The sequence below is a fragment of the Streptomyces sp. GC420 genome (genome assembly GCF_009916105.1).
Lineage (GTDB): Bacteria > Actinomycetota > Actinomycetes > Streptomycetales > Streptomycetaceae > Streptomyces.
Genome location: NZ_JAAAXQ010000310.1, coordinates 1 through 10,004, shown reverse-complemented (window position 1 = coordinate 10,004; position 10,004 = coordinate 1). Strand labels below are relative to the sequence as shown.

The following is a 10,004-nucleotide window of genomic DNA, read 5'->3' as shown; positions in this document are numbered from 1 at the left end:
GCGGCGCCCCGCCCCTCCCGTAACCGCGAGATTGGAGGAACGGGCCGGTGACCGGGCGTCCACGGATCACCAGCCCTCCACCCCATGCAAACCACCACTGACAACAACCTGACGTGGCTCCTGGAAGGCCTGCTCGAGCGCACCCCCGGCACCCGGCATGCCCTGGTGCTCTCCCGCGACGGACTGAAGCTGTGCTGGACTCCCCACCTCACCGTGGACCAGGCCGATCAGCTCGCCGCGATAGCCTCGGGCATGCAGGCCCTCGCGCAGGGCGCGTCGATCGAGTTCGGCGACGGCAGCGGCGGAGTGCGCCACTCGATGACCGAGTTCTACGGCGGTCTCCTCTTCATCGTGGAGGCGGGTGACGGCGCGCACCTCGCCGTCCTCGCGGAGGACGGCGCCGACCCCGGCGTGGTGGGACACCAGATGACCGAACTCGTCGAGCAGATCGGTGAGCACCTGCGCGCCGAGGCCCGCACATCCACCGAGGAGAACCGGTCCCGATGATCCGACGCCCGGTCGACACCGGGGACCCGGACCGGCTGTACACCGTCACCGGGGGCCGCAGCGAGGCCCAGGACGATCTCGACCTCGTCTCACTGATCGTCAGTGAGTGCGAACCCGCCCGCGGCATGCAGTCCGAGCACGTCCGGATCCTGGAACTGTGCCGCCACCCGACGGCCGTGGTCGAGGTCGCCGCCGAGCTGCGGCTGCCGGTGACGGTGGTGAGGATCCTGCTCGGAGACCTCCTGGCGATGTCGAAGGTCACCGCGCGCCACCCCCGGGCCGCCTCGGCGGTGGCCGACCTTCCCGATTCCGCCCTGCTACTGGAGGTGCTTCATGGACTCCGCAACATTTGAGTCGTCCACCCGCACACCACTTGCCGACGCGGCCGAGACCGGACTCAAGATCGTCGTCGTGGGCGGGTTCGGGGTCGGCAAGACCACCCTGGTGCGGTCCGTCAGCGAGATCCGGCCGCTGAACACCGAAGAGATCATGACCCAGGCGGGCGTCGGCGTCGACGAGACGACCGGCCTGCCCGACAAGACCACCACGACTGTCGCCTTCGACTTCGGCCGGATCAGCCTGAACGAACGCATGGTGCTCTACCTGTTCGGCGCCCCCGGCCAGGAGCGCTTCTGGTTCCTGTGGGACAGGCTCTTCTCCGGCACGCTGGGGGCGGTGGTCCTGGTGGACACCCGCAGGATGAGCGAGTCCTGGTACGCCATCGACCGGCTGGAGCACCACAAGACGCCGTTCGTCGTCGCGGTCAACCGGTTCGACGACGACATCTCGGGCTTTTCCCTGGACGAGATCAGGCAGGCCCTCGCGCTGCCCGAGCACGTGCCCCTGATCGACTGCGACGCGCGCGTCCGCTCGTCCGGCAAGAACGTCCTCATCACTCTTGTCGACCACCTCTACGAACTGGCCATGGCCCGGGAGATGACCCCATGACCGAAGCGACCGGCTCCGAAACGCGCGCCACGGAGCAGCAGGCGGCGCCTCAGGGCTGCCCGGCACACCCCGACGCTGTGCCGCTCAGCGGACTGGAGTACCAGCAGAGCCCGTCCGCCCTGTACCAGTCGCTGCGCCGCGTCCACGGCCCCGTGGCCCCCGTCCTCCTCGACGGGGGCGTGCCCGCCTGGCTCGTCCTGGGCTATCCCGAGGTCTCGTACGTCACCACGCACGACGAACTGTTCGCCCGCGACTCCCGGCGCTGGAACCAGTGGGAGAACATCCCGCAGGACTGGCCGCTGCTGCCCTACGTCGGCTACCAGCCCTCGGTGCTGTTCACCGAGGGCGCCGAGCACCAGCGGCGCGCGGGCGTCATCACCCAGGCGCTGGAGGGCATCGACCAGTTCGAACTGGCCACCAACTGCGGCCGGATCGCCGACGAGCTCATCGACGTCTTCGCCGGTACCGGTGAGGCGGAGCTGATGAGCGCCTACGCCCACGAACTGCCCATGCGGGCGGCGGTGGAGATGTGCGGCATGTCGGCCGAGGGCGTCGACACCGGCGAACTGGTGCGGGACCTGCAGACCTCACTCGACGCGGCGGAGGGCGACGACCCGGTCGCCGCCTACGTACGTGTGGGGGAGCGCCTCGAGCAACTGGTGAAGTACAAACGCGAGCACCCAGGTTCCGACGTCGTCACCCGGATGCTCTCCCACCCGGCGGGGCTCGCCGACGAGGAGATCGTGCAGGACCTGATCTCCATCGTCGCGGCCGCTCAGCAGCCGACCGCGAACTGGATCTGCAACACGCTGCGGCTGCTGCTGACCGACGACCGCTTCGCGCTCAACGTGTCCGGCGGCCGGGTCAGCGTCGGACAGGCCCTGAACGAGGTGCTGTGGCTGGACACCCCGACCCAGAACTTCATCGGACGCTGGGCGGTGCGCGACACCCTGCTCGGCGGGCGCCGCATCAAGGCGGGCGACTGCCTGGTCCTCGGGCTGGCCGCCGCCAACACCGACCCGCAGATCTGGCCCGACGGGCACGTCGGGGCGGAGGGGAACGGTGCTCACCTGTCGTTCAGCAACGGGGAGCACCGCTGCCCCTACCCCGCTCCGCTGCTCGCGGACGTCATCGCGCGCACGGCCATCGAAACGCTGCTGGAGCGGCTGCCGGACGTCGTGCTGGCGGTGGAACCGGAAGAGCTCCTGTGGCGGCCCTCCATCTGGATGCGGGGGCTGACCTCACTGCCGGTGCGGTTCACACCCGTACTGCAGTGAGACCGCCCGGCCGCCGGTCCGAACGCTTCGTCCGCGTACGGCGGCCGTCGGCGCGGGGAGGCGGCCGCCGGCGGGCGGCCGCCTCCGGGATCAGGCTCCAGCGGGTGTGAACCGCACCGGCAGGGCCTGCGGACCCCGCGTGAAGACACCTTGCTCCTTTGGCTGAAAATCGTCGCCGAAGCGGAGGTCGGGCAGTGAGTCGAGGAGCTGGTTCACGCCGATCTCGACCTCGGCGCGGGCGAGCAGCGCTCCGACGCAGAAGTGACGGCCGAGTGCGAACGCGAGATGGTCGGCCGCGGCGGAGAAGGCGGTGGTGGCCGTCAGGTCGTCGCGGAAGATGTTGAACCGGTCGGGTTCCTGGTACCGGCCGGGGTCCCGGTTCGCCGCGCCGATCAGGCAGGTCACGGTGGCGCCCGGCGGGACGGTCCCGCCGCTGAGGGTGACCTCGACCGCGGTCTGCCGCATGATCATGTGGACCGGGGGCGTGTAGCGGAGGGTCTCCGCGAAGGCCCGGTCGATCAGGCTGCGGTCCTCGCGCACGGCGGCAAGCTGCTCGGGGTGCGCGAGCAGATTGGCGAAGATACTGGCCAGGGCCTTGTCGGTGGTCTCGCCGCCGGCCGCGAGCAGCAGGCTGCAGAAGGCCTTGACGTCCTCGTCGCTCATCCGCACGCCGTCCACCTCGGCGGCGCACAGCGTGGACAGCAGGTCGTCCCCGAGGTTCTCGCGGCGCTCGCGAATGATCGGGATCATGTACTCGGCGAACTCGAGGCGGGTTCTCTCGCCCGCCGCCGCGACCTCCGGATCGCCCGTGAGGTTGCCGAGGAAGGCGATCACCGACGTGTACCAGCGGTGGAAGCGGGCGTGGTCGGACTTGTCCAGGCCCAGCATGTCGGCGATGACATTCACGGGGAAGCGGGTGGCGAAGTCCTCGACGAGGTCGGCGCTGCCGCGGTCGCGGAACGCGTCAATGAGTTCCCGGGCGTTTCGCTCGATGACGGGAAGGAACTTCTCCTGGAGCTCCCGGCCACGGAAGGCGGGGGCCACAAGGGCCCGGCGTACGGCGTGCTCACGCCCGCTGAGCTGGAGGATCGTCTTGCCGTGTACCGGCTCTATCTGCCAGCTGTAGTTGTCGGTCGTGAATTCGGAGTCCCGGTCCTTGAAGACCCGTTCGACATCCTCGTACCGCGAGACGATGTAGCTCTTGGTCGGCTCGTGCCAGATCAGGGGAGCGGTCTCCCGCATCACCCGGTAGGCGGGGTACGGGTTCTCGGCGAACTCGGGGGAGAGGATGTCGGGTACGGACGGTGTGGTGGTCACAGGCGCTCCTTGAAGCGTCAATAGTCAGACCAGCAAGGCTAATGATCATGTGTGGGCGGGGACAGCCGGATACCGGCCGTGCGCATATCATGATCACAACGGTGATCGGAAACCCGCCGCGCCCGTGTCCTCCGTTCCTTGATCACGAGCCCGCGTGCACGCAACCCGCCTGTGCCGCCGCACTCGAAGGCGGGCCGTACACGATGAACCGTGTACGGCCCGCCTTCGCGTGCGGCGGCCGCAGCCCGGCGGGCGTCGCGCGGGGTGCCTCGACTCAGGCGTGGCTGTGCCGGCGTCCGGAACGGCCGGCGATCATCCGGTACAGCGCCAGCAGGATCAGCGAGCCGATGATCGCGGCGATCCAGGTGGACAGCTCGAAGAAGCCGTCGATGGAGTCGACCCCGAAGATCACCTTGCCGAGCCAGCCTCCGAGCAGTCCGCCGGCGATGCCGATCAGCATGGTGATGATGATGCCGCCCGGGTCCTTGCCCGGCATGAGTGCCTTGGCAATCGCGCCGGCCAGGAGGCCGATGATGATCCAAGCGATGATGCCCATAGCCGGTGGCCCTTCTGTTCGGTGAATGTTCTTCGCTGATCACCGCATGGCCGCTCCGCGTCTTCCCGAACCTGCTTGCGTCGTACGCGCGTACGGATGCGGTCGCGGGGCTGCTCGACGGCCCGAGGGCCGAGGGCCGTCAGTCCACCGGCGACCACACGTAACAGACGTCCGGCTCCCGTTCCTCGTTCCGGCTTCCGTCGGTGTGCTCGACCGCGACGAAGCCGTGGCGCTCGTAGAAGCGCCGCGCGCGCCCGTTGACCTGGAACGTCCACAGGGTCAGCCCGGCCGGGCGGCGCTCCTTGGCCAGCCGCACCAGTCGGTCGCCGATGCCGCGGCCCTGCCAGGCCGGGTCGAGGTAGAGCTGGTCGATCTCGGCGTGATCCAGCACCATCATCCCGACGACCGATCCGTCGACGGCCGCCACCCATGTCTCGCGGGTGGGCACGACCACCTCACGGAACCAGGCCCGGACCTCCCCATCGGAGTGGGCGCGGCGTACGCCGGGAAGGGCCGCCGTGAAGGAGCGCAGCCACACATCGGCCACCGCGGGCGCGTCCGGGCCGGCCGCACGCCGGACGACGAGGTCGGGGATCTGCACGCGGAGCATGATCGCAGCCCACGGCGGGCCACCGCATCCGGATTGTTCGTGCCCGTGGCCCGGCCGCTGCTACAGGGAACTGGCGAGCGACAGTTTCACGGCGAACCCCATGAAGAGGGCGCCGGCCGCCGTGGTCGCCCCCGCCGACAGGACCCGGCGGCGGTGGAAGGCCGCGGCGAGCCTCGTGCCGCCGAAGATCAGGGAGGAGAGGTAGAGGAAGCTTGCGAGCTGGGCGAAGACGCCGAGCACGACGAAGGAGAGGGCGGGATAGGCGTATTCGGGATCGACGAACTGCACGAAGAACGCCACGAAGAACAGGATCGCCTTGGGGTTGAGCAGGCTGATGACCAGGGCCCTGCGGAACGGTCGCTCCTCGGTGCCCTTGCCCCTGGCCGTGTCCGCTCCTGTACCCGTGACCGGCGGCGTCGGGGCCGTGCCCGGCTCCGTGGACCCGGCACGCTCGTGCCGGGTCCGCCACATCGCCCACGCCGCTCGCAGCAACCCGATGGCGAGCCACGACAGGTACCCGGCGCCCGCGTACTTGACGATCCCGAAGAGCACCGCGTTCGCCTGGAGCAGCGAGGCCACTCCGGCGGCCGAGAGCACCATCAGCACCGCGTCCCCGCACCACACGCCCGCGGCCGCCCCGTAGCCCGTACGCACACCCTGGCGTGCGGCGACGGACAGTACATACAGCGAGTTGGGCCCCGGGAGGAGGACGATCAGGACAAGTCCGGCGAGATAGGTAGGAAGATCAGTGACACCCAGCATGAGGCGGAGTATCGCACGCTCGTGCGACATGCACCTGGATAGGGTCTGATCCGCCCTTACGCCGTATCCGCCCTTACGCCGTATCCGCCCTTACGCCGTATCCGGTCTCACGCCGCGTCCGGCCCCGCTTCTGTCCGGCCCGCGGCTCGGACTCGAAGCCGAAGGCGATCCTCGGTTCCGTGTTGTCGCGGACCGGCATGATGCCGGAACCGGAGGGGCCGTCCCGCAGCCACAGCTGCCAGTTGTCCAGCCCGAGGAAGTTCTCGGTGCCGAACACCGATACGCAGCTGCCGAGATGGCGCACGAACCGTTCCTCCGGCCCGAGGGCCAGCCGCCGGACCGTCGAGTGCAGCCCGTCGGCACCCGCGACGGCGTCGAAGGTGCGGGATGGCCCGTGAGCGAAGTCCACCCGCACTCCTTCCCCGCCCTGGTCGAGGGCCGTGACGCTGTCCCCGAAGACGCACTCGACGTCCGCGCACGTCCGCTCGTACAGCAGGCGGACCAGGTCGTCGCGCAGCACCTCGATGTCGTCGCTGTCGAGCCGTCCGCTGCTGAACGTCGCCTCGGTGGACCGGTCGATCTCGCGGCCGTCGGGAGCGAGGAACGACATCCCCCGCATCCGGGTCCGCAGCGTCCGTGCCTCCTCCAGTACGCCCAGCCGCTCGGCCACGCGGAGGGCGGCACCGCGGATGTCCACGGCCTGCCCACCCTGGCGCAGGCCGGCGGCACGCTGTCCGGCGGCGCATCGTGGACGGCGAACGCGCCCCGGGCCGACGTGTGCCGTTGATCCGCCGCATCTCCGACGAATGCCCGCGGCGGTGTGACCGGACTCATTGCCGCAACGGCCGTGAAGGGTCACCATCGGCACCCGTCCTTCAGAGCGGAGTGCTTTCGTCATGACCAATCATGTCCATGTACGTGTCCGCCAGGACATGGCGGTGTCCGAGGACGGCGACCTGATCGAGCACTCCCGCTGCCGGTGCGGAGAGGCCTGGATCAAGACATACCGGATCGAGGACGCGGAGCCCGAGTAGGTACACCCGGGCAGGAACCACGCGTCCCCGGCGCCGCGCCCGCCGGCGCCACGCGTCACCGCCCCCGCCCCGGTCTCCGTACCGTCGCGGTCGCTGTACCCGCCGGCCGGTCCGGCCGGGTGGGCCTGCTGTCGCCGGCTCCGCCGCCGTCCCGACCGGTACGGGCGGTGTGTCAGGCCTCTTCTTCGTCGACCTTCACGAGGAAGGAGTCGGTGGTGAGGTCCATGACGACGGTGGCGGGCACGCCCTGCTGCTGCAACCGCGCGGCGTACTCCTCGGCGTCCCAGGATCCGCGGGGTGACCCGGCTGGGAAGGTCTCGACAACCGTCTCACTCATGATGTCTCCTCCGGCCATCGCGCTGCTCGGCATCCGTCATGTCCCGTCTTGCCCGTGCGTGGCCGTGCATGCCTGCACGCCTGCCGAACCCGCCCGCGTCACGGGGTTTCACGCCGTCTGCAGGCCGAACGGCGTGATACCTCGCGGTGGTTGGCGCGCTCACGGCCGTCCGGGACGGCCGGGCACGAGGGCGGTGTGTCAGGGCAGGCGCGGTGTGAGGTGGTCCAGGACGAGCCGCCGCACCTCCTCGTGCGTCTCGCACGCGAGTGCTTCCCGCGCCACGGACACACAGGCGCCGTGCTCAAGTCTGCGGACGCGGGCCCTGACCTCGTCGAGGGCCGCGGGTGCCACCGAGAGGATGTCGCACCCGAGGCCGATGAGCAGCGGAGCGACCAACGGGTGCGCGGCCGCGTCCCCGCAGACCGAGACCCGGCGGTCGTGGTGGTGCGCCGCCGTGACGACCCGCGCCACGGCACGCAGCACCGCGGGGTGGGCGCCCAGCGCCGGAGTCGCGGCTGGGTCGCGCCGGTCCAGGTCCAGTATCCGGCTGGTGAGGTCGTTGCTGCCGATGGAGAAGAAGTCCGCCTCGCGGGCGAGTTCGTCGGCGGCCGCGACGGCTTCCGGCAGCTCCACCATCATGCCCAGGGGCGGTGCGGGCAGGGCGAGTTCCGCGGCCGCGGTGTCCAGCAGACTGCGGCAGGCGCGCAGTTCACCGACATCGGCGACCATGGGGATCATGATGCGCAGGCCGGTGTCGGCGCCGGTGCGCAGCAGGGCCCGGAACTGCGCGAGAAACGCCCGGGGTTCGGCCAGCATCAGGGGCAGTCCGCGGCCGAGCCGGCCCCCTTGCAGTCCCTTCGACAGGAACGGCGGCAGTTTGTCGTCGGCGAAGTCCAGTGTCCGTGCGGTGACGGTGCGTCCGGTGAGGGCGCGCAGGACCGGTCCCAGCGCGGCCGTGTGCTGTTCCTCCGTGGGCCAGGTACGGGCTTCGAGGAAGGGAAGTTCCGTGCGGAGCAGGCCGATGCCGTCCGCGTTGGCCCGCAGCGCGGCGTGTGCGTCCGCGGGCGTCGCCGCGTTGGCCCGCAGCACCACGTGGTGGCCGTCGAGGGTGGTGCTCGGCAGGTCCCGTTCCCCGGCGAGGGCCAGGCGCAGCGCGGCTGCGGCGGCCATGGCCCGCCGGGCTTCGGTGCGTTCGGCGTCGTCGGGCGGTGTGACGGCCGTGGCCCGTTCGGAGTCGACGAGCACCTCCTGCCCGTCGGGCAGGTCGAGCAGCGCACCCTCGATGCCGAGGAGGAGCGGAATGCCGAGGGACCGGGCGACGATGGCCGCGTGGGAGTTGGGTCCGCCGGTGACGGAGAGGGCCGCGACCACGGTCCTGCCGGGTTCGAGGAGGTCGGCCGCGCCGATCTCGTGGGCGGCCAGGACGAGAGGCTGGTCCTGCGCGGGACCGGTGCGGCCGAGCAGCCGGTCAAGGACGCGGCGGCCCACCTGGCGGATATCGGCGGCGCGTTCGGCGAGTGCGGGGTCGTCGAGTGCGGCGATGAGGGCGGCCTGCCCGTCGACGGCCTGTCGCACGGCCGGCGCGGCCGGGGTCCCGGAGACGGCCAGCCGGACCGCCTCGTCGCGCAGGCCGGGGTCCTGGGCTATGTAGCTGTTGACCTCCATGATGTCGGCCTGTTCGTCCTCGCCCCGTTCGCGCAGGGAGACGGACAGTTCGTACAGCCCGGCGGCCACTTCGTCGAAGGCCTCCGCGATCAGCCGGCCTGGATCGTCCGTTCCGGCCGGGGCCGGCGGGGTGGTCGTGGTCGGGGGGTCCGTGCGGTGCAGCAGGCCCAGGGCTGTTCCCCGGGAGGCGGCGTGTCCGGTGTAGGAGCGGCGGGGCAGCTGCGTCGCCCGCGGCGCCGTCCGGGTCTTCCGGGTCTTCCGGGGCGTCTGGGTCATCGGGGTGCCGTTTCGGAGAGTGCGCGGAAGATCAGGGCGGTGGAGGTGGCGCCGGGGTCCTGGTGGCCGACGCTGCGGGCTCCCAGGTAGGAGGCCCGGCCCTTCCTGGCCTGCATCGGGGTGGTGGCGCGCATTCCCTCCTCGGCGGCGTCGGCCGCGGCTGCCGCCGCCGCGGCGAAGTCGCCGCCGGCGTCGGCCGCGAGCCGGAACGCGGCCAGGGCGGGGGTGTAGGCGTCGACGATGGTCTTGTCCCCGGGGGTCGCCGCGCCGAGCTTCTGGATGCTCTGCAGCCCGGCGGCGAGTGCCTCGGCGAACCGCTCGGTGCCGGCTTCCCCGGTGTCGAGTGCCTTCCCCATGGCGCGGAAGGCACCTCCGTACAGCGGCCCCGAGGCGCCGCCGACGCTGGAGATGAGGGTGGTGCCGGTCTTGACCAGCACGGCCCCGACGGTTTCCGGTTCCGACCCCGTCAGGGCCGTCGTGACGGCGGAGAAGCCGCGCTGCATGTTGGTGCCGTGGTCGGCGTCGCCGATGGCCGAGTCGAGTTGGGTGAGGAGGTCCTTGTTCTCTTCGACGGCGGCGGCGATGGCCTGGTCGTCAGCGCGTTCGGGTTCGACCTCTCCCAGCGCAGCCTGATGATGCCGTTGTTCTGCGGTGCCACCCAGTACCTGATGGCGAGCCGGAACTTCGACGCCGCGATGGCCTACCGCTGTCTCTT

The 10,004-nt window shown here is 70.8% G+C and carries 13 protein-coding genes; 5 read left to right on the top strand and 8 right to left on the bottom strand.

The features are described from left to right. Positions 1–84 precede the first annotated feature (84 nt). Genes GUY61_RS29000 through GUY61_RS28985 form a run of 4 tightly spaced genes read left to right on the top strand, consistent with a single transcriptional unit; the run spans position 85 to position 2,732 of the window. Positions 85–507: a roadblock/LC7 domain-containing protein gene (locus GUY61_RS29000; protein ID WP_166633222.1), complete on the top strand. Its 423-nt coding sequence runs from the start codon at positions 85–87 to the stop codon at positions 505–507. Next, positions 504–860: a DUF742 domain-containing protein gene (locus tag GUY61_RS28995; protein ID WP_166633221.1), complete on the top strand. Its 357-nt coding sequence runs from the start codon at positions 504–506 to the stop codon at positions 858–860. Before GUY61_RS29000 ends, GUY61_RS28995 begins: the two co-directional genes overlap by 4 nt. Continuing rightward, positions 841–1,455, top strand: a complete 615-nt coding sequence (locus tag GUY61_RS28990; RefSeq protein WP_166633220.1) for an ATP/GTP-binding protein — start codon at positions 841–843, stop codon at positions 1,453–1,455. Before GUY61_RS28995 ends, GUY61_RS28990 begins: the two co-directional genes overlap by 20 nt. Then, complete coding sequence (locus GUY61_RS28985; RefSeq protein ID WP_166633219.1) at positions 1,452–2,732, top strand: cytochrome P450; 1,281 nt, start codon at positions 1,452–1,454, stop codon at positions 2,730–2,732. Before GUY61_RS28990 ends, GUY61_RS28985 begins: the two co-directional genes overlap by 4 nt. Positions 2,733–2,822: 90 nt before the next feature. Here the strand turns inward: GUY61_RS28985 and GUY61_RS28980 are convergent, their stop codons facing one another. From GUY61_RS28980 to GUY61_RS28960, 5 genes are all read right to left on the bottom strand, one after another. Continuing rightward, complete coding sequence (locus GUY61_RS28980; RefSeq protein ID WP_166633218.1) at positions 2,823–4,049, bottom strand: cytochrome P450; 1,227 nt, start codon at positions 4,047–4,049, stop codon at positions 2,823–2,825. Positions 4,050–4,323: 274 nt separating this feature from the next. Beyond that, entirely contained in the window at positions 4,324–4,605 is a 282-nt protein-coding gene (locus GUY61_RS28975) for a GlsB/YeaQ/YmgE family stress response membrane protein (protein WP_166633217.1), read from the bottom strand. Positions 4,606–4,744: 139 nt separating this feature from the next. After that, entirely contained in the window at positions 4,745–5,215 is a 471-nt protein-coding gene (locus GUY61_RS28970) for a GNAT family N-acetyltransferase (RefSeq protein ID WP_166633216.1), read from the bottom strand. A gap of 60 nt (positions 5,216–5,275) precedes the next feature. After that, the gene (gene leuE / locus GUY61_RS28965; RefSeq protein WP_166633215.1) at positions 5,276–5,977 is read right to left on the bottom strand and encodes a leucine efflux protein LeuE; all 702 of its coding nucleotides are present in this window, start codon (positions 5,975–5,977) and stop codon (positions 5,276–5,278) included. A 73-nt stretch (positions 5,978–6,050) separates the two neighbouring features. After that, complete coding sequence (locus GUY61_RS28960; protein WP_243766829.1) at positions 6,051–6,674, bottom strand: hypothetical protein; 624 nt, start codon at positions 6,672–6,674, stop codon at positions 6,051–6,053. A gap of 199 nt (positions 6,675–6,873) precedes the next feature. Here GUY61_RS28960 and GUY61_RS28955 point away from each other — a divergent pair, with 199 nt between their 5' ends. After that, entirely contained in the window at positions 6,874–7,011 is a 138-nt protein-coding gene (locus tag GUY61_RS28955; RefSeq protein ID WP_166633214.1) for a hypothetical protein, read from the top strand. A gap of 172 nt (positions 7,012–7,183) precedes the next feature. Here GUY61_RS28955 and GUY61_RS28950 read toward each other — a convergent pair whose 3' ends face one another. The 3 genes from GUY61_RS28950 to dhaL all read right to left on the bottom strand — a co-directional run bounded on the left by GUY61_RS28950 (position 7,184) and on the right by dhaL (position 9,912). Continuing rightward, positions 7,184–7,348 carry a hypothetical protein gene (locus GUY61_RS28950; protein ID WP_166633213.1) on the bottom strand — a complete coding sequence of 55 codons (165 nt, stop codon included), beginning with the start codon at positions 7,346–7,348 and terminating at the stop codon, positions 7,184–7,186. 198 nt (positions 7,349–7,546) lie between these two features. Continuing rightward, positions 7,547–9,289, bottom strand: a complete 1,743-nt coding sequence (locus tag GUY61_RS28945; RefSeq protein ID WP_166633212.1) for a putative PEP-binding protein — start codon at positions 9,287–9,289, stop codon at positions 7,547–7,549. Continuing rightward, positions 9,286–9,912: a dihydroxyacetone kinase subunit DhaL gene (dhaL, locus tag GUY61_RS28940; protein WP_166633223.1), complete on the bottom strand. Its 627-nt coding sequence runs from the start codon at positions 9,910–9,912 to the stop codon at positions 9,286–9,288. The genes GUY61_RS28945 and dhaL overlap by 4 nt, the downstream gene beginning before the upstream one ends. Positions 9,913–10,004: the final 92 nt, after the last annotated feature.

Excerpts from the sequence above, each read along its gene's own strand:
- GUY61_RS29000 (WP_166633222.1), top strand. The coding sequence starts at position 85 with ATGCAAACCACCACTGACAACAACCTGACGTGGCTCCTGGAAGGCCTG.
- GUY61_RS28995 (WP_166633221.1), top strand. The coding sequence starts at position 504 with ATGATCCGACGCCCGGTCGACACCGGGGACCCGGACCGGCTGTACACC.
- GUY61_RS28990 (WP_166633220.1), top strand. The coding sequence starts at position 841 with ATGGACTCCGCAACATTTGAGTCGTCCACCCGCACACCACTTGCCGAC.
- GUY61_RS28985 (WP_166633219.1), top strand. The coding sequence starts at position 1,452 with ATGACCGAAGCGACCGGCTCCGAAACGCGCGCCACGGAGCAGCAGGCG.
- GUY61_RS28975 (WP_166633217.1), bottom strand. The coding sequence starts at position 4,605 with ATGGGCATCATCGCTTGGATCATCATCGGCCTCCTGGCCGGCGCGATT.
- GUY61_RS28970 (WP_166633216.1), bottom strand. The coding sequence starts at position 5,215 with ATGCTCCGCGTGCAGATCCCCGACCTCGTCGTCCGGCGTGCGGCCGGC.
- leuE (WP_166633215.1), bottom strand. The coding sequence starts at position 5,977 with ATGCTGGGTGTCACTGATCTTCCTACCTATCTCGCCGGACTTGTCCTG.
- GUY61_RS28955 (WP_166633214.1), top strand. The coding sequence starts at position 6,874 with ATGACCAATCATGTCCATGTACGTGTCCGCCAGGACATGGCGGTGTCC.
- GUY61_RS28950 (WP_166633213.1), bottom strand. The coding sequence starts at position 7,348 with ATGAGTGAGACGGTTGTCGAGACCTTCCCAGCCGGGTCACCCCGCGGA.
- GUY61_RS28945 (WP_166633212.1), bottom strand. The coding sequence starts at position 9,289 with ATGACCCAGACGCCCCGGAAGACCCGGAAGACCCGGACGGCGCCGCGG.